The sequence below is a fragment of the Flavobacteriales bacterium genome, assembly GCA_016713875.1.
Classification (GTDB): Bacteria; Bacteroidota; Bacteroidia; order Flavobacteriales_F; family PHOS-HE28; genus PHOS-HE28.
Genome location: JADJOI010000003.1, coordinates 1,594,245 through 1,611,130, shown reverse-complemented (window position 1 = coordinate 1,611,130; position 16,886 = coordinate 1,594,245). Strand labels below are relative to the sequence as shown.

The window sequence follows — 16,886 nt, the reverse complement described above, 5'->3', positions numbered from 1 at the left end:
CGGCAACCCCATCTTTGTCAACATGTCGTCCACGTCACGGTCCCCTCGCAGGCGGCGCCTGCTGCGCTTTGCGCACATCTTGGCCGGCCTGGTCATCGCGCTGCACGCGTACGAGCGGTGGGAGCACGGGCATGCCACCTACATGCTCTTCGCGCCCGCCTCACTGGTCTTCCTCTCACTGGCCGTGTTCCACCACGCCATCGCAAGGCGTCATCCGTGGATCGATGCGGTCTTCATCGGCATCGAGGCCCTGCTGTCCTTCACGGTGATGCTCGAGCTGTTCGCCGCGGGGAAGACGGGATTGCCGTACATGTACCTCCTGGCGGGATGCGTCCAACTGGTCGCCATCCGGGTGTCCCTGCGGCGATCCAGCCCGAAGGGCGCGTGACGCCGTTCATCCGACCTTCACCACCGCCTCGCACCGCACGGGGAAGTTGACGCTGCGGGCGATGAAGCAGTACTTGTGCACCTCGCCGTGGAAGTACCGTGCCTTCTCCAGCATGCTCTCCTGGGCCACCACCACCGCGGGCCGAAGCACCGCCTCGGTGAAGTGCCCACCACCGTCCTTGGTGAGCATCAGGGTGCCTTCGGCGCGGTCTCGGTACCGCAGCACATTGATCCTCGCGCGGGCGCACAGCGCCAGGTAGGTGAGCAGGTGGCACTGGCTCAGCGCCGCCAACAGCAGGTCCTCGGGGTTGTGCAGCGCGGCATCACCTCGGAACATCGGGTCCGCCGTACCGCGCAGGTCGGGCTTGCCCGCGATACGCACCACGTGCTCGCGCGAGTAGCCCTCGTAGGTGCGGGTGCCCTGGCCGGTGTTGCCGAGCCATTCCAGGTCCAGCGCGTAGTGGTGCTCACCGTTGTTCATTGCTCCGCACGGATGAACCGGAGCCCCGCGCCTTCCCCTTCGGCGTTCACGGTGTACACGCCGGGCGCGAGCTCGCCGACGGACAACGGGTCGCCGTACGCCACGCGGCCCACCGTGCGACCGGTGCCGTCCACGATGCGAAGCATTTCGCCCTGCACGAGCCCGGGCAGGCGCACGTGCAGCACGTCCACGGCTGGGTTCGGCCATGCCTGGGCCACCTCCGCCACAGGTCGTTCCTGCACGCTCACATCGGGCGCCAGCACCCAGCCGATGTCCTGCATCAGCGCCAGGCACAGCGGCCCGGGCCAGTGGTTCGCGTCGCCGCTGGAACTGAACGGGGTCATCAGCTCATCGGGATCGCCCGGCGGGAACGTCGATTCGTTGAAGTGCACGCAGCTGCTGCCCAACGCGAAGGTGGACGGCGCGTACATCCGTGCTCCGGTCCCGCCGTTGGCGGCCAGCACCTGGGGTCCATTGAAATGGAGCTGGTTGCCGGTCATCGCATCGCCCAGCTGGGTTCCGGGGTTCGGCATCATCACCAGCGGGCCGTCCTGCTCATCGCTGAGGTACACATCGAACACACCGGGCAGGGTGTCCAGCTGCGGCCAGGGAAAGCTCGTGGTCAGCGGGGCGAAGTCGGCCATCTGCAGCAGGCCGAGGGAGCCCTGGCCGGCCACCTTTTTGGACAGGCCCACGAATCCGAGACCATGCCCCATCTCGTGCAGCGCCACGGTCACCAGATCGTGCTGACCGGCGGCGGGCTGCCCGTCCGTGCCCAGGTACCAGTTCGTGCCGCTGTTGAGGTAGATGTCCATGTCGCTCTCACCCGGATTCAGCTCCGTGCCGGCGATGCTGTTGGCCAGCGCACTGGCGTACCAGGTCTGCGGCAGCGGGGCCCCGGCGAAATCGCGGCGGCCGTTCGGAAAGGTGATCCCGAGCGTGGTGCCGCCCAGCGGGAACCACAGCACGCGCACCTTGATGGTCACCGCGGACTCCAGGATGCCGCCCCAGATGCCGGCGGCGTGGTCGATGGCGGTCTGCGCCGCGGGTGGTGTGCCCACGTGCGTCACGACCACGTTCGCGGCCCGGATGACGATCGGTGCGGCCAGCAGCGGCAGCACAGGAAGAAAGAAGCGGAGGCGCATGTGCCGAAGGTAACTGGCCTACACGGCGAGGATGGGCAGGATCCGCAGCAGGTCGCTTTCCGCAGGCTTGCGGCCGGCGATGGCTTCGGCGAACGGCGTCAGCACGAGCTGGCCGCTCACGATGCCGAGCACACCGCCCCATCGCCCATCGCGCAGGTGCTCCACCGCGCCCACGCCCAGGCGGCTGGCCAGCACGCGGTCCGCCACCGTCGGGCTGCCGCCACGCTGCAGATGGCCCAGCACGCTCACGCGGATGTCGAACTGCGGGGCGCGTTCCTTCACCCGCTGGGCGATGGCGAAGGCGCCGCCCTGTTCGTCGCCCTCGGCCACGACCACGATGCTGCTGCCCTTGCCCGCTGCACCCTGCGTCAGTACGCGTACCACTTCGTCGATGTCCTGCCGCGCCTCAGGCACCATGGCGTACTCCGCCCCGCCGGCGATCGCCGTACGAAGCGCGATGAACCCGGCGTCGCGCCCCATCACCTCCACGAAGAACAGCCGCTCATGCGAGGAGGCCGTGTCGCGCAGCCGGTCGATGGCCTCCATCGCCGTGTTGCACGCCGTGTCGAAGCCGATCGTGCGGTCGGTGCCCGCCAGGTCGTTGTCGATGGTGCTCGCGATGCCGATCACCGGAAGGCCGCACTCCTGATGCAGGATCATCGCTCCGGTCTGCGAGCCGTTGCCGCCGATCACCACCACCGCCTCGATGCCCGCCGAACGCAGGTGCGCCACGGCCCGGGCCCGACCTTCCGGCGTGCGGAAGGCCTCGCTCCGCGCGCTCCGCAGCAGGGTGCCGCCACGTTGGATGATGTTGCTCACGTCGCGCGGACCTAGCGCGCGGGTCCGGCCCTCCACCACGCCGTCGAAACCGTCGAGCACGCCGGTGACGGACATGCCATAGTGGTGCGCCGCCCGCACCACCGCCCGGATGGCGGCGTTCATGCCGGGCGCGTCGCCGCCGGAGGTGAGAAGGGCCAGATGTTTCATGGTGGTGTGCTACCAAGAGGTGTTGACGAGCGTGGAACGCCGGGCCCGGTCCAGCTCCTTTCGGTTCAGGTGCTTGACGCCGACGTACCAGTTCCGGTCCACCTCCAAGGCCGGGGTCCTCGACATGACCGCCTCAGCGATGGAGAGGTCGGTGCCCGGCACCAGTTCCACGGTCCGGCCATCGACCCGCACACGCACCGGCATGCTCAGACCGGGCACGCAGTCTGTCCATCGCACCCACAGCCTTTTTTTGTGCACGCCCCATTGCAGCTCCGGCACCTGCGTTGTCCGCAGGTACTGATCGAAGATGGCCCGGTTGAGCCTGGCCCGGGTGCGTTCGTCGAAGTGGATGAGGAAGTCCTCGATCTCCGCGCTGGTGACGACGCGGTGGCGGTACCGCCGGTTCATCTCCAACAGCATGGCGAAGAAGGTGCTGTCGCCCACAATGTGCCGCACCGTGTGCAGCAACGCTGCACCCTTGTAGTACATGTCGCCGCTGCCCTCCTCGTTCACCCCATACGGGCCGATGATCGGCCTGTCGTTGGCGATGTTGCGACGACAGCCGGTCACGTAGCGCTCGGCGGCTTCACGGCCCTGCTGGCATTCGGTGAAGATGGTCTCGCTGTAGTGCGTGAAGCCCTCGTGCACCCACATGTCGGCGATGTCGGCGGTGGTGATGCTGTTGCCGAACCACTCGTGCCCGCTCTCGTGGACCAGGATGAAGTCCCACTGCAGGCCGACGCCAGTGCCGCTGAGGTCGCGGCCCAGGTAGCCGTTCTGGTAGCCGTTGCCATAGGCCACCGCGCTCTGGTGCTCCATGCCCAGGTGCGGCGACTCCACCAGCTTGTAGCCGTCCGCGCGGAAGGGGTAGGGGCCGAAACGCTGCTCGAAGCAGGCCAGCATGGGCGCCACCTGCTTGAACTGCTCGCGCGCTCGGGCCTCGTTCGCGGCGAGTACCCAGTAGTCGCAGTCCAGCGGACCTTCCAGCCCCATGTACACTTCGCTGAAGTGGGCATAGCGCCCGATGCTCGGCACCAGGTTGTAGCTGTTGATGGGGCTGGTGACCCGCCAGTGCCAGGTGCTGGTGCCATCGCCGTTGGCCGTGGTGCCGCGCCACCGGCCGTTGCCCACGGCCTGCAGGCTGTCCGGCACCGTGATGTGCAGCGCCGCCCCGTCGTCGGGTTCGTCGCTCTGGTGGTCCTTGCAGGGATACCACACGCTGGCGCCCAGCCCCTGGCAGGCCACGCTCGCCCAGGGTCCGCCGCTCTCGTCCCGGCGCCAGATCCAGCCTCCGTCCCACGGCGGGTTCTTCGCCGCGCGTGGGATGCCGTGGTAGTGCACGCGTACCGTGGTGGCCTCCCCGCTGTGCAGAGCGTCCGGCAGGTCCACCCACAGCACGTCCCCGTCGCGTGTGAACGGCACCAAGCGGTCCACGATGGCAATGGCGCCGTCGCGCACCACCTGCACCTCCACGGTCACGCTGTCCGCCAACAGCGGCTGCTGCAGGTCGATCTGCATCCGCCGCCCCTCGGCCACGGCGATGAACGCGATGGCCGTGACACCCGCGATGCTGCGCCGGTCAAGGTCGGGCTTCACGCTGACGTCATAGAAGGTGGCGTTCCACCACGTCCGCTCCGGACCGATGGAGCCGCGCAGCGTGTCGGCGCGGGTGAAGGCCGCAGCTGCGGCGTCCAGCACCTGGGCGTGCGCACCGGTCATCAGCAGGGCAAGACGGAGCAGGGTGAGGAGGCGAAGGCTCGTGGCGGTCATCGTGCGCGGGTGGACGGCTTTCTTCGGGAGATCCGGCGGGTCTTCGGATCGGCCGACGGCCCCTGTTCGAGCAGGGCCTGGCTCAATGCCTGTTTCAACTGGCGTGCCGTGGGCAGCTTCCCCTTGTACCGGGTGGGCAGGTCGTGGAGCAGGCTGTAGCTGGCCACGCCGATCGGATTGTTCTTCGCCCGCAGGGAGTACTCGACCTCGAGGTCGTCGTTCTCGGCGCACAGGATGATCCCGATGGATGGTGCATCATCGGCGCCGCGCTCGCGATCGTTGAGCAGGTTGAGGTAGAAGTCCATCTTGCCCGCATGCTCGGGTTCGAACTCGTTCACCTTGATGTCGATCGCCACGAGCGATCGAAGGAACCGATGATAGAACAGCAGGTCGATGAAGTACTCCTTGCGACCGAGCGTGAGGCGGTGTTGCTGCCCAACGAAACAGAAGCCGTAACCCAGTTCCAGGATGAAATCGCGGATGTGTTCGATCAGCCGGGTCTCGAGGTCGCGTTCATTCATCACCTGCGATACGCCCAGGAACTCCAGGTTGTAGGTGCTCTTGAGCGCTTCATCGGCCTGAAGCGCCAACTCTCTGGAGAGCGCCTGGTCGAAGTTGTGTCGCTTGGCGGCCTTCACGCTGCGCGTGCGGGCGTTGCCGTTGATCTGGTTGAGGAGCACGTTGCGGCTCCATCCATATTGCCGCGCGGCCTTGGTGTACCAGAGGAGGTCCTCATCGTTGCGGGCCTTATTCAGGATGAGGACATGATGTCCCCACGGAATTTCTGCGACAAGCTGTCGCAGAATTGCCAGCGTTTGCTTTCCACCGCTCCTGACGGGGCTTTCCGGTGCTTTGGCCAGCCCGCGGGGCGTGTTCAGGAAGGGCTCCGATAATTCTGCGACAGCTTGTCGCAGAATTGCATTCCGGCTCCACGTCTCATGGAACCGGCGCATGTCCCAGAGGTTCCGCGGCGAGAAACCCGTAGTGCCGGGATAGCGTTTCCGAAGGTCGCGCGAGAGCCGCTCCACCACGCTTTCCCCCCAGCCCTCGCTGCGTTGCTTCTCGAGGATCGATCGACCAAGGTCCCAGTAGAGCAGCACGAGCTCGTGGTTCACCGCTCGCGCAGCGTTCAGCTTGGCCGAGTCGATGCGCTCCTGCAAGGCGCGCAGCAGGTCTCGGTAGGCGGTGGCGGAAGGCGACTTTGAACGTGCCATGGGCCTTACGATGATACGACAGGCCGTTCCATCACCGCACGTCGATCTCGTCCAGGAACATCCACGCCGGGTTGCCTGCGCCGGGGAAGCCCTCGGGGATCTTGCCGCGGTGCTTCACCGTGAAGCGTACGTAGCGCGCTTCACCGACCTTGCCCAGGCTGAAGGAATTGCGACCAACGGTCGGAGCGACCTCAGCGGAGCCGACCGCCATGAACGTCTTCCCGTCCTTGCTCACGCTGAAGTCCACGCGCTCTGGGAGGTGGATCCAGCTGTAGGTCTCGTTCAACGCGCCGATGCTCACGGTGCGCACATCCTGCACGCTGCCCAGGTCCACCGTGATGGTGACGCCCTCGCGCCAGCCCAGCCACTCGGTGTTCACACGCTTCTCTTGCGCGGTGATGCCATCGACCAGCGTGAAGGCTCCGCCGTCGTTGTAGCGCTCGTTCGGCGGAACGCTGAGCGTGATGGGGCGGGCGGTGGCGAGGTTGAAGGAGAACTTTCGTTGTGCGGGGCGGCCACGAAGCAGGCCGTTTTCATTCCGACATATCGCGGTCACGGTTCGATCACCATTCACAATGAACGGTGCTGTATACAGGGCTGCTGCTGTGCTGCCCTCGTCCAGGACCACGGGAGGGCCAGGGCTTGGGCACCTTAGCTCAACCCTCACATCGCCAGCACCACCGGGGCTTAGCTTGAATCCAACGTTGTACAAGCTCTTGCTCGCGTTCACGGTCATCGCCTCCAGCTTCGGGAACTCGTTCTCCAGTCGCTGGATGAAGTCCGCCTCGTCGCGCTTCTCCTTTGGCGACCACAACACTTCAGCCAACGCCAGCATGCGCGGCGCGGCCATGTACTCCACATGCTCCGGCGTCAGGATGTACTCGGTCCACACGTTGCCCTGCGCGCCCAGGATGTACTCCGCTTCCTCGGGCTTCAGTTCGGCCGGGATGGGCTCGTAGCCGTACACCTTCTGCACGGTGGTGTGGCCGCCGATGGCCAGCGGTTCGTTCGCGGGATCGCCCTGGTAATGGTCGAAGTAGCAGTGGCTGCCCGGGCTCATCACCACGTGGTGCTTCTGCTTCGCCGCGGCCACGCCGCCTTCGGTGCCGCGCCAGCTCATCACGGCCGCGTTCGGCGCCAGACCACCCTCGAGGATCTCGTCCCAGCCGATGATCTTCCGGCCTTTGCTGTTCACGAACTTCTCGATGCGCTGGATGAAGTAGGACTGCAGCTCGTGCTCGTCCTTCAGCCCGTTGGCCTTCATCCGCGCCTGGCATTTCGCGCAGGTCTTCCAGCGCTCCTTGGGGCACTCGTCGCCGCCGATGTGGATGTACGGGCCGGGGAAGAGCGCCATCACCTCGGTGAGCACATCCTCCAGCACGGTGAACACGCTGTCGTTGCCCGCGCAGAACACATCATCGAACACGCCCCAGCCTTTCTGCACCTCGTACGGACCGCCCGTGCAGCCCAGTTGCGGGTAGCTCGCCAGCGCGGCCATCGCATGCCCCGGCATCTCGATCTCCGGCACGATGGTGATGTGGCGCGCCGTCGCGTAGGCCACCACCTCCTTGATCTGATCCTGCGTGTAGAAGCCGCCGTAGGCCACGCTGTCGTACTCCCTCCTGCTGTACGGGCCCACCTGGCTGCCGCTGCGCCACGCGCCCACGTCGGTGAGCTTCGGGTACTTCTTGATCCCGATGCGCCAGCCCTGGTCCTCCGTGAGGTGCCAGTGGAAGCTGTTCATCTTGTAGCGCGCCAGCAGGTCGATGTACGTCTTCACGAAGTCGACGCCGAAGAAGTGCCGGCACACATCGAGGTGCATGCCCCGCCAGGGGAAGCGCGGGTGGTCGGTGATGGTGAGGCAGGGGAGGGACCCGCTCGTGCGGCCGTGCTCCAGTAGTTGCACCAGGGTGCGGCTGCCGCGGTAGAGCCCGGCCTCCGATGGGGCGGTGATGGTGATGCCGCCGCCGGTGACCTGCACCCGATGCCATTCCGGAGGCATCAGCGTGTCGAACGCGACGCGGTGGAAGCTGATGGGGGTGGGGACGAAGCAGGCCAGCTCCGAAGCGGGGTGCAGGGCCAGGAGCTCCGCTTCCACCGTGCCCAGCAGCGGGGCGTCGGCCGTCACCACCCACGGGCAGCGCAGGTCGAGGCTGCCGCCGTCGAGCTGCAGGTCGGCCGGTGCGGGGATGAGCTCGGGGACCGCCTGGCCCCGCGCCACGGCCCCTGCAAGCAGCAGGGCCGCGGCCAGGTGCTTCCGCGCCCTCATGGCTTGGTGGCAGGCACGGCCGCCGGTGCGGGGGACTCCAGCAGCACCACCTCCAGCTTGCGCACGCCGTACTTGGCCTTCAGGGAGGCCCGCTGGGCCTCGCCCTCCTCCACGGTGGCGAAGCGCATCACGTCGATGTCGACCGCAGCGGCCAGCTCGGGGTGCTCGTGCTTCACGCGCTCGATCAGCTGCGGGGTGGTGGCCGCCTCGGTGGTGGCGAACACCGGGGTGAGGACCACCACCGGACCATTGCGCCAGTTGCCGATGGCCATGGCGTGGATGACGTTCTGGGCGTGCACAAGCGGCGCGGCCAGCAGGGCGGTGAGCAGCAGCAGGGTGCGCATGGCGATGGGTTGCCCCGCAAAGATGGCCCATCGCGCGAGCCGGTGATCGGGGTCACCGTCCGGCGCCGACATCCGGCCCCCACCTTTGTACCCGCAACACGCGCACCATGAGCATCTTCGGCCAGATCTTCGGTTCCCCCGCCCGACCCGCCCTGCCGGACGGGGCCACCATCATTGATGTCCGCACCCCGGCCGAGTTCGCCGGCGGGCACGTGGAGGGCTCCATCAACATCCCCCTGGACACCGTGCAGCGCGAGCTGCCGCGCTTCAAGGCCATCACCGGGCCCATCGTGCTGGTGTGCGCCTCGGGCCACCGCAGCGGACAGGCCACCGCGTGGCTCCGCGCCCAGGGCCTCGACCAGGTGGAGAACGGCGGCAGCTGGCTCAGTTTCCGCTAGGGTGTCGCCCGTGGCGGGGATCTGCCTATCTTCGCGGCCCCTTCGAGCAAGGGGATAAACAACCAGCGACATGCCGACCCGCATCCGCCTTCAGAGGAAAGGCAAGAAAGGCCAGCCGTACTACCACATCGTGGTGGCTGATCAACGCGCACCGCGCGATGGGAAGTACATCGAGAGGATCGGTGCCTACGACCCCAACCAGAACCCCGCGTTCATCGAGATCGACCGTACCAAGGCGCTCGACTGGATGCAGAAGGGGGCCCAGCCCTCCGACACCTGCCGGGCCATCCTGAGCTACACCGGCGTGGTGTACCGCAACCACCTGCAGAACGGCGTCAAGAAGGGCGCCTTCGGTCAGGAGGAGGCCGACCGCCGCTTCGACGCCTGGCTGAACGAGAAGAACACCAAGATCGAGGGCAAGCGCAGCAAGCTGGCCACCGGCGCCGAGCAGGCCCACAAGGCCCGCCTCGATGCCGAGAAGCGCAAGGCCGCCGAGATGGCCGCCAAGCTGAGCGCCAAGCTCGCCGCCGCTCCCGCGGAAGCGCCTGTAGAGGCGCCCGCCGAGGGCGAAGCACCGGCCGAAGCACCCGCCGAATAGGCGTCCCGCACGTTCCTGGGAGAGGCCCGCGTCCACAGACGCGGGCCTTTTCGTTCACCGACCTACCTTCGGGCATGGACCTGGAGAGCCTGCACCGCATCGGCAAGCTGGGCAAACCCTGGGGGCACCAGGGCGACCTCACCGTGCACCTGGAGGGCTGCGACACCGACGACCTCGTCCACGCCGGCTCGCTCTTCGTCGACATCGAGGGCCAGAAGGTGCCCTTCTTCTTCACCGACCTGCGCGAGAAAGGACGTGATGTGCTGGTGAAGTTCGACGACTTCCACGACCCGCAGAGCGCGGCCATCCTCGTGGGGCGCGATCTCTACGCCCCGCCCGGCCTGCTGAGCGACGGCAGCGACGAGAGCTGGGACCCCGACGAGTTCATCGGCCTGGTGGTGCGCGACGAGGTGCACGGCGACCTCGGTGAGGTCACGGCCATCGAAGGAACAGACCGCAACCCCGTGCTCGTGATCCTCCACGGCGAGCAGGAAGTGATGGTGCCCCTCGTCGAGGAGATGATCGTGGACCTCGACATGGAGGAGCGCACCCTCACCATCCGCACGCCGGAGGGCTTGATCGACCTGTACCGGGACCGCTAGTGGCCGCGACGCCCTTCCGCTTCAAGCAATTCAGCCTCCAGCAGGACCGCTGCGCCCTGAAGGTGGGCACCGATGCCGTGGTGCTCGGCGCGTGGGCGGATGTGGACGGCGCGCGCATCCTGGACATCGGCACGGGCACCGGGGTGCTGGCCCTGATGGCCGCCCAGCGCAACCCCGCCGCCCGCATCGATGCCGTGGAGATCGACGAGCCTTCGGCGGAACAAGCGGCGGCGAACGCGGCCGCGAGCCCTTGGGCCCCGCGTGTGCGTGTGCACCGCATGGATGCCCGCCGCATGCGAGCGAGCGAGCCGTACGACCGGATCCTGTGCAACCCGCCGTTCTATGCCGGTGAGATGGACTCGCCCGACGCCCGGACCGGTGTGGCCAAGCACGACGGCGGGCTCACCTTCCCGGAGCTGGTGAAGGTCACCGCGCGGTTGCTGGCGCCTGCCGGCCGCTTCGTGTGCATCATCCCGCTCAACAGAGAGGCGGACCTCTGCGCCATCGCCGCCGGCCACGGACTATCCCCCGCATGCCGTTGCGTGCTGCACTATCTGGAAGGTCGGCCACCGAAACGCGTGCTCCTGGAACTCGTGCACGGCCCGTCGCCGCTGCGGCAGGAGGAACTGCTCGTGGAGCACCGGCCCGGCCGCTTCAGCGAGGCGTACCGCAGGCTGCTGGCGCCGTACCTGTTGAAGTTCTAGCCTTCGACCTCCTCCTCATTGAACACGATGCCGGCCGCCTCCAAGGCGTCCAGGATGGGGTCGTAGATCTCGCGTTCGATCGGCAGCAGCACGCCACGGCCCTTCAGCCGGTCGCCCAGCACCAGCCGTGCCGCGAAGGCCAGGGGCAGCCCCACGGTCTTCGCCATGCCCGTGCGCACCGGGTCATCGCCCAGCACCACCAGCGAGGCCTGCAGCTCCTGGTGCCGGTCCTCCACCGTGTAGCGGAAGCGGTGCCACATCACCACCATGTCCTGGTCGGCCGGCCCCAGCTTCCACCTGGCCTCCAGCAAGTGCTGCAAGGTGGCCGCCGGGCTCAGCCCCTGCACGCCGATGCGCTCGTGGCCGAAGAGGCCCAGCCAGTCCAGCCGGTCCATCACCTCGCCCTTCGGGTCGAGGCCGAGGGTGTGGGCCACGTTCGAGCGCACGTCACGTTCCACATCGTGCGGCAGGAAGGCCTCCATGTACTCCTCCCAGGTGGCGTTGGGCCGCAGCTCCATCGCGAAGCCGTCGTCCGTGCAGCCCAACTGAACGAAAGCGTCCCACGCGGCGCAGAAGCCCGCCTTCCGCAGGGTGCCCCGCACCAGCGTGGGGATCTCCTGCAGCCCATAGTGAGCCCGGTACTTCAGCGAGTCCCGGTTCGCATAGCCGTCGAAGTCCCCGAAGCCGGGCACCGTCACCCGCACCGTTTCGCGGAAGAGCCGGTGGTAGGGGAGGTACTTGTAGCTGCCGTCCTTGATGTACCGGGCCATGCCGCCCTGCCCGGCCAGCACCACATTGCGCGGGTTCCAGCTGAACTTGTAGCCCCACGGGTTGTCGTCGCTTTCGGGCGCCACCAGTCCACCGCAATAGCTCTCGAAGGCCTCCATCCGCCCGCCCTCGCCGCGGATGCGGTCCAGGATGCGCATGGCGCTCATGTGGTCGATGCCGGGGTCGAGGCCCAGTTCGTTCAGGAAGATGAGCCCCGCCGCCTTGGCCTCCGCGTGCAGCGGCCACAGCGGGTCGGGCACGTAGCTGGGCGTGATGACGTGGCGCTTCAGCCGCAGGCAGTCCTTCACCACATCCATGTGCATGAAGGCCGGCAACATGCTGATCACCAGGTCGTGCGCCGCGATCAGGCGGTCGCGCACGGCCGGGTCGCCGGCGTCGCCCTGCTCGGCGCGGGCCACCGACGTGCCCCCGCCCACCAAGGCCCGCGCATGGGCGAGGTCGCGGTCCACCACCGTGATGCGCCACTCCTCGCTCGGGGCATCGTGGATGAGCTGCGCGATGAGCGCCGACGCGGAGCGTCCCGCTCCCAGGATGAGGATCGTGCGCATGACCGCTGCCGCCGGCTGGTGACGGCGTCCGCAAAGATGGGCAGCGCGCTCCGTTCCGTCCTTTGGCACAGGCCTTGCCAAGGCGGTGGCGGACCTACCTTCGCAACCCATTTGAAGCCATGCTACGCCCGATCCCCCTTGTCGCCGCCCTGTTCCTCTCCGCGTTGGCCGATGCCCAGACCAGCGACCTGGTGCTCTTCACCGATGATGGCGTCAAGTTCACCCTGGTGGTGGACGGAGATGTGAAGAACGAGAAGCCGGCCGCTCGCGTAGTGGCCACCGGCATCCGCAACGAGACGCCCGTGGTGCTCGTGCGCTTCGAGGACCTCTCCATCCCGGAGGTGCGCAAGCAGGGCTATTTCCCGCTCGGCAAGGAGTACACCGTGATGGTGACCACCAACAAGAAGGGGGAGAAGGTCTTCCGCCCAACAGGCGAAGCCGCCCTGGGCACCGCCGCGGGCGCTCTGGTGATCGATGAAAAGCCCCGTCCCGTGGGCTTCCAGGACGATGTGCCCACCAGCGCCACCAACCCGGGCGGCGGTGGAAGCACTGGCAGCACCGGCACCACCGTGGTGGTCACCGAGCAGACCACCACCACCCCGGGCACCGGGGAGAACGTGAACATGACCGTCGGCTTCAACGGCCTGGGCGTGAACATGAACGTGAACGTGACGGACCCCGTGCTGGGCACCAGCGCCACGACGACCACCACCACGACGACCACGACCACCACCACCGTCACCACCGACCTGGACGAGCCGGTGGAGACCACGGCCACGCGTCCGGCGGAACCTCCGGTGTACACCATGCCCGGCTACACCGGCCGCGTGGGATGCCCTTGGCCCATGAGCAGCGGCGAGTTCGCCGATGCGAGGTCCAGCATCAGCTCCAAGAGCTTCGAGGACACGCGGATGAGCGTCGCCAAGCAGGTGGCCACCGACCGCTGCTTCACCGTGGACCAGGTGAGGGGCATCATGGAGCTGTTCACCTTCGAGGAGACCAAGCTCGATTTCGCCAAGTTCGCCTACGACCACACGTTCGACCTGAGCAACTACTTCAAGCTGAACGATGCGTTCACCTTCGAGAGCTCGGTCGATGAGCTCAACGCGTACATCCGCGGACGCTGAGCGCCGGAACCACCGCACCGCCCCGACCATGGCCTCCCTGCGTCGACCGCTGCTCGTGCTGACCGCGACCGCCGCCCTGTGGGCGGGCTGCTCCGGCGCCAAGAGCTATGTGAAGAAGGGCGAGAAGCTCGACGAGGCCGGTCTTTATGCTGAAGCCGCGGACATGTACCTGCAGGCCCTGCAGCGCGACCAGAAGAACGTGGAGGCCAAGATCGGCCTCAAGAAGGCGGGGCAGACCCTGCTCAACGACAAGCTCGGCGCCTTCTTCCGCGAGGTGAACGGCACCGGCGACCGCGCCAAGGCGGTGGACACCTACCTCGACGCCAAGGCCTACGCCGACCGTGCCGGCCGCCTGGGCGTGGTGCTCGAGATCCCCGAACATCAGCAGGACGAGTACGAACGGGTGAAGGGCGAGCACCTCGTTGAGCTCTACACGAAAGGGCAGGGGCAGCTGGAGCACCAGGAGTTCCAGGCCGCCGAGGCCACCTTCGCCCGCATCGCCAAGCTGGAACCCGGCTACAAGGACGCCAGCAGCCTGCAGAACATCGCCTACCTGGAGCCGCTGTACCGGGCCGCCAAGAGCGACCTGGAAGGCGGTCGGTACCGCCGGGCCCACGAGGAACTGAGCCGCGTGCTGGCCAAGGACCCCGCCTACAAGGACGCGTCGGCGCTGCGCGCCGAGGCCCTCGCCAAAGGCCAGTACTCCATCGCCGTGCTCCCTTTCGCCAGCAGCGGGAAGCGCACCGACCTCGCCGCCCGACTGCAGGCCCAGACCGTGAGCGGCATCACGGGCTCGGGCGATCCCTTCCTGAAGGTGGTGGACCGCGAGAACATGGACCGCATCCTCGAGGAGCAACGCCTCGGCCTCAGCGGCGTGGTGGACCAGGCCACGGCCGTGCAGGTGGGCAACCTCATCGGCGCCAAGGCCGTGCTGATGGGCGACCTGATCACCTATCGCGAGGAGGCCGGCAAACCGCGCTTCAGCACCAAGAAAGGCTATGAGGCCTACAGCGTCCGCCAGAAGGTGCCCGAGACCGGCGAAACCGTGCTGGTGACCAAGTACAAGCCCGTGGAGTACACCGAACACTTCCAGGAGAACAAGGTGGTGGCCTCCTTCAGCTACCGACTGGTGAGCCTGGAGACCGGCGAAGTGCTGGTGAGCAGCGTGGTGGACGTGAACGAGGAGGACCACGCCTACTACGCCAACTATGCAGGCGACCGCGAAGCCCTTCTGCCCAGCCTCAACGGCGCGCTGGACCAGACCGACCGCGCCCGCCGCGACCTGCGCACGCTGCTGAACGCCCCTCGCGAGGTGAAGCCCGTGGCCTCCCTGGTGAACGACGCCATGCGCAAGGCCGGCGACCGCATCGCCCGCGAGGTGGTGGGCCACGTGTCCCAGAAGCTCCCGTGATGCGCCGCGCCCTCCGCTGGTCCCTTCTGCTGCTCGCCGGCGCATGCAAACCCGCCCAGCACGTGCAGCAGCCACCCCCGCCCGCGCCGGCGGTGCGCCCGGCCTGGGTGGACGGCCGGCCCGTCACCGGCGCCTATTACGTGGGCATCGGCATCGCTCCCAAGAACCGGCCCGATTTCCAGGAGGCCGCCAAGCAGAACGCCCTCAACGACCTGGCCAGTGAGATCAGTGTCACCGTGGAAGGCAACAGCCTGCTCTACACGCTGGACACCCGCGGACAGTTCACCGACAGCTACACCAGCACGGTGCGCACCCGTACCAGCCAGCAGCTGGAGGGCTTCGAACTGGTGGACAGCTGGGACAGCGGCACCGAGCTCTGGACCTATTACCGCTTGAGCAAGGCCGAGCACGCCCGCCTCCTGGCCGAGAAGAAGCGCGCCGCCGTGGCCCAGGCCATCGACCTTCACACCCGCAGCCGCGCCGCCCTCGACGCCGGCGACCTGCCCGGCGCGTTCGATCAGGAACTGCGCGCCCTGATCGCCCTGCGCGACCACTGGGGCGAGGCCGACCGCACGGAGATCGACGGGCGGTCCGTGGTGCTGGCCAACGAGCTGCATGCCGGCCTGCAGGGCCTCACCGCCGGCCTCACCCTGGGCAGCCTGCCCGAACGCTGCGTGCTCGAACCGGCCAACGGCCACCGCCGCGAACTGCTCATCCGCGCGCGACATGGGACCTCCGGGGTCCTGCGCGACATGGCCCAGGTGCCCCTCTCCGCCTCCTACCCAGGCAGCGCCGGCAAGGTGAGCGTGGCCAAGCGCACCGACGCCGACGGCCATGCCCGGATCACCGTGGAGGGGGTGTCCCTGGAGGCCCCTGCGCCCGAGCTGCTCGTCCGCCTGGACCTGGACGCCCTGGTGAACGGCGCCGGCGACCCGGCCATCGTGCGCACCCTCACTGCCAGCCTCAGCGTGCCCGAGCTGCATGTGCCCATCGACCTGCGCATGCCCCGCGTGCTGCTGAAGGCCGATGAGCGCGCCTACGGCTCGGCGCTGGCCAACGCCGGCGTGGCCCTCGCCCTGCGCGAAGAGCTCGCCCGCCGCGGCTTCCGCTTCGTGGACCGCGAGGCCGAGAGCGACCTGGTGATCGTGCTGGCCGCCGACACCCGCGAGGGCGGCACCACCAGCGGCTTCTACACCGCCTTCCTCGACATCACCCTCACCTGCACGGACCGCCGCACCGGCGAACTGGTGCACCAGACCGGCCGCCAGGGCATGAAGGGCGTGCAACTGGCCTACGACAAGGCCGCCCTGGAGGCCTACAAGAAGGGCGCCCAGGACCTGCGCCAGGACCTTGTGCCCGCATTGATCGCCGCGATCTTGTAGGAACCACGGGCATTCCGGAAGTTTGGCACGCCGTTCGCAAAATCGCAACCCAACGACACGAACCACGTCGACGACCATGAGCACCACGACCCTCCGCCCCGCCACCCTTGTGCTGTCGGCCGCCCTGCTGGCCGCCGGCATGGCCTCCTGCAAGCCCAAGAAGAAGATCGCCGAGAACAATACCCAGCCCCCCCCCAACGAGGTGGAGGTGGTGGTGCTCTGCTCCGGCCCCGAGTACTTCACCAACAAGGACTTCTTCCGCGCCAACGCCGTGGGCGAGAGCATGGACCAGCAGACCGCCAAGAGCAAGGCCCTCAACGCGGCCCGCGGTCAGCTCGCCGCTGACATCAACACTGCCGTCAAGCGCGTCGTCGACAACTACGTCAACAGCCGCGAGCTCAACAACAAAGAGGAGATCGCCGAGCGCTTCGAGGGCCTCACCCGCGAGGTCACCGACCAGCGCCTCAGCGGCACCCGCACCATCTGCGAGAAGCTCACCAAGACCCCGCAGAACACCTACAAGAGCTACCTCGCCATCGAGCTCAGCGCGCAGGACCTGCTGAGCGAGTACAACGAGCGCCTCAGCCAGGACGAACGCCTCCGCATCGACTACGACTACGAGAAGTTCAAGGAGACCTTCGACAAGGAGATGGAGAAGCTCAAGAACGAGCGCTGATCCACCCCACGATCGTGCAAGCCCTCCGGTGATCCGGGGGGCTTCGCTTTTCGA

The 16,886-nt window shown here is 67.5% G+C and carries 17 protein-coding genes; 9 read left to right on the top strand and 8 right to left on the bottom strand.

The annotated features are described in order from the left end of the window. Positions 1-22: 22 nt before the first annotated feature. On the top strand, positions 23-388 hold the full coding sequence (locus IPJ87_08575; GenBank protein MBK7941916.1) for a hypothetical protein: 366 nt from the start codon (positions 23-25) through the stop codon (positions 386-388). 6 nt (positions 389-394) lie between these two features. Here the strand turns inward: IPJ87_08575 and IPJ87_08570 are convergent, their stop codons facing one another. Genes IPJ87_08570 through IPJ87_08540 form a run of 7 tightly spaced genes read right to left on the bottom strand, consistent with a single transcriptional unit; the run spans position 395 to position 8,597 of the window. Beyond that, positions 395-868, bottom strand: coding sequence for an OsmC family protein (locus tag IPJ87_08570; protein MBK7941915.1), 474 nt, complete (start codon positions 866-868; stop codon positions 395-397). Next, positions 865-2,013 (bottom strand): hypothetical protein, encoded by a 1,149-nt coding sequence (locus tag IPJ87_08565; GenBank protein ID MBK7941914.1) that lies wholly within the window; start codon positions 2,011-2,013, stop codon positions 865-867. The genes IPJ87_08570 and IPJ87_08565 overlap by 4 nt, the downstream gene beginning before the upstream one ends. Before the next feature lie 18 nt (positions 2,014-2,031). After that, positions 2,032-3,000, bottom strand: coding sequence for a 6-phosphofructokinase (pfkA, locus tag IPJ87_08560; GenBank protein MBK7941913.1), 969 nt, complete (start codon positions 2,998-3,000; stop codon positions 2,032-2,034). 9 nt (positions 3,001-3,009) lie between these two features. Further along, entirely contained in the window at positions 3,010-4,770 is a 1,761-nt protein-coding gene (locus tag IPJ87_08555; GenBank protein MBK7941912.1) for a M1 family metallopeptidase, read from the bottom strand. Next, the gene (locus IPJ87_08550; protein ID MBK7941911.1) at positions 4,767-5,984 is read right to left on the bottom strand and encodes a DUF1016 family protein; all 1,218 of its coding nucleotides are present in this window, start codon (positions 5,982-5,984) and stop codon (positions 4,767-4,769) included. The genes IPJ87_08555 and IPJ87_08550 overlap by 4 nt, the downstream gene beginning before the upstream one ends. 31 nt (positions 5,985-6,015) lie before the next feature. Continuing rightward, the gene (locus IPJ87_08545; protein ID MBK7941910.1) at positions 6,016-8,253 is read right to left on the bottom strand and encodes a family 20 glycosylhydrolase; all 2,238 of its coding nucleotides are present in this window, start codon (positions 8,251-8,253) and stop codon (positions 6,016-6,018) included. After that, positions 8,250-8,597: a hypothetical protein gene (locus tag IPJ87_08540; GenBank protein ID MBK7941909.1), complete on the bottom strand. Its 348-nt coding sequence runs from the start codon at positions 8,595-8,597 to the stop codon at positions 8,250-8,252. The genes IPJ87_08545 and IPJ87_08540 overlap by 4 nt, the downstream gene beginning before the upstream one ends. Positions 8,598-8,704: 107 nt before the next feature. Between IPJ87_08540 and IPJ87_08535 the strand changes: the two genes are divergently transcribed. The 4 genes from IPJ87_08535 to IPJ87_08520 all read left to right on the top strand — a co-directional run bounded on the left by IPJ87_08535 (position 8,705) and on the right by IPJ87_08520 (position 10,899). Beyond that, positions 8,705-8,995, top strand: a complete 291-nt coding sequence (locus tag IPJ87_08535; protein ID MBK7941908.1) for a rhodanese-like domain-containing protein — start codon at positions 8,705-8,707, stop codon at positions 8,993-8,995. A gap of 70 nt (positions 8,996-9,065) precedes the next feature. Continuing rightward, positions 9,066-9,593, top strand: coding sequence for a 30S ribosomal protein S16 (locus IPJ87_08530; protein ID MBK7941907.1), 528 nt, complete (start codon positions 9,066-9,068; stop codon positions 9,591-9,593). Between the two features lie 74 nt (positions 9,594-9,667). Further along, the gene (rimM, locus tag IPJ87_08525; protein ID MBK7941906.1) at positions 9,668-10,195 is read left to right on the top strand and encodes a 16S rRNA processing protein RimM; all 528 of its coding nucleotides are present in this window, start codon (positions 9,668-9,670) and stop codon (positions 10,193-10,195) included. Then, positions 10,195-10,899 (top strand): methyltransferase, encoded by a 705-nt coding sequence (locus tag IPJ87_08520; GenBank protein ID MBK7941905.1) that lies wholly within the window; start codon positions 10,195-10,197, stop codon positions 10,897-10,899. The genes rimM and IPJ87_08520 overlap by 1 nt, the downstream gene beginning before the upstream one ends. On the opposite strand, the gene IPJ87_08515 is transcribed toward IPJ87_08520, so the two are convergent. After that, positions 10,896-12,236, bottom strand: coding sequence for a saccharopine dehydrogenase NADP-binding domain-containing protein (locus tag IPJ87_08515; protein ID MBK7941904.1), 1,341 nt, complete (start codon positions 12,234-12,236; stop codon positions 10,896-10,898). The genes IPJ87_08520 and IPJ87_08515 overlap by 4 nt on opposite strands. 119 nt (positions 12,237-12,355) lie before the next feature. Between IPJ87_08515 and IPJ87_08510 the strand changes: the two genes are divergently transcribed. The 4 genes from IPJ87_08510 (at position 12,356) to IPJ87_08495 (ending at position 16,832) form a co-directional block, all read left to right on the top strand. Next, entirely contained in the window at positions 12,356-13,363 is a 1,008-nt protein-coding gene (locus IPJ87_08510; protein ID MBK7941903.1) for a DUF4476 domain-containing protein, read from the top strand. 28 nt (positions 13,364-13,391) lie between these two features. Continuing rightward, positions 13,392-14,774: a hypothetical protein gene (locus tag IPJ87_08505; GenBank protein ID MBK7941902.1), complete on the top strand. Its 1,383-nt coding sequence runs from the start codon at positions 13,392-13,394 to the stop codon at positions 14,772-14,774. Then, on the top strand, positions 14,774-16,156 hold the full coding sequence (locus tag IPJ87_08500; GenBank protein MBK7941901.1) for an LPP20 family lipoprotein: 1,383 nt from the start codon (positions 14,774-14,776) through the stop codon (positions 16,154-16,156). Before IPJ87_08505 ends, IPJ87_08500 begins: the two co-directional genes overlap by 1 nt. Before the next feature lie 76 nt (positions 16,157-16,232). Then, positions 16,233-16,832, top strand: a complete 600-nt coding sequence (locus tag IPJ87_08495) for a hypothetical protein (protein MBK7941900.1) — start codon at positions 16,233-16,235, stop codon at positions 16,830-16,832. Positions 16,833-16,886 lie beyond the last annotated feature (54 nt).

Excerpts from the sequence above, each read along its gene's own strand:
- IPJ87_08545 (MBK7941910.1), bottom strand. The coding sequence starts at position 8,253 with ATGAGGGCGCGGAAGCACCTGGCCGCGGCCCTGCTGCTTGCAGGGGCC.
- IPJ87_08530 (MBK7941907.1), top strand. The coding sequence starts at position 9,066 with ATGCCGACCCGCATCCGCCTTCAGAGGAAAGGCAAGAAAGGCCAGCCG.
- IPJ87_08505 (MBK7941902.1), top strand. The coding sequence starts at position 13,392 with ATGGCCTCCCTGCGTCGACCGCTGCTCGTGCTGACCGCGACCGCCGCC.
- pfkA (MBK7941913.1), bottom strand. The coding sequence starts at position 3,000 with ATGAAACATCTGGCCCTTCTCACCTCCGGCGGCGACGCGCCCGGCATG.
- IPJ87_08510 (MBK7941903.1), top strand. The coding sequence starts at position 12,356 with ATGCTACGCCCGATCCCCCTTGTCGCCGCCCTGTTCCTCTCCGCGTTG.
- IPJ87_08555 (MBK7941912.1), bottom strand. The coding sequence starts at position 4,770 with ATGACCGCCACGAGCCTTCGCCTCCTCACCCTGCTCCGTCTTGCCCTG.
- IPJ87_08540 (MBK7941909.1), bottom strand. The coding sequence starts at position 8,597 with ATGCGCACCCTGCTGCTGCTCACCGCCCTGCTGGCCGCGCCGCTTGTG.
- IPJ87_08515 (MBK7941904.1), bottom strand. The coding sequence starts at position 12,236 with ATGCGCACGATCCTCATCCTGGGAGCGGGACGCTCCGCGTCGGCGCTC.
- rimM (MBK7941906.1), top strand. The coding sequence starts at position 9,668 with ATGGACCTGGAGAGCCTGCACCGCATCGGCAAGCTGGGCAAACCCTGG.
- IPJ87_08500 (MBK7941901.1), top strand. The coding sequence starts at position 14,774 with ATGCGCCGCGCCCTCCGCTGGTCCCTTCTGCTGCTCGCCGGCGCATGC.
- IPJ87_08535 (MBK7941908.1), top strand. The coding sequence starts at position 8,705 with ATGAGCATCTTCGGCCAGATCTTCGGTTCCCCCGCCCGACCCGCCCTG.
- IPJ87_08565 (MBK7941914.1), bottom strand. The coding sequence starts at position 2,013 with ATGCGCCTCCGCTTCTTTCTTCCTGTGCTGCCGCTGCTGGCCGCACCG.
- IPJ87_08550 (MBK7941911.1), bottom strand. The coding sequence starts at position 5,984 with ATGGCACGTTCAAAGTCGCCTTCCGCCACCGCCTACCGAGACCTGCTG.
- IPJ87_08570 (MBK7941915.1), bottom strand. The coding sequence starts at position 868 with ATGAACAACGGTGAGCACCACTACGCGCTGGACCTGGAATGGCTCGGC.
- IPJ87_08575 (MBK7941916.1), top strand. The coding sequence starts at position 23 with ATGTCGTCCACGTCACGGTCCCCTCGCAGGCGGCGCCTGCTGCGCTTT.
- IPJ87_08495 (MBK7941900.1), top strand. The coding sequence starts at position 16,233 with ATGAGCACCACGACCCTCCGCCCCGCCACCCTTGTGCTGTCGGCCGCC.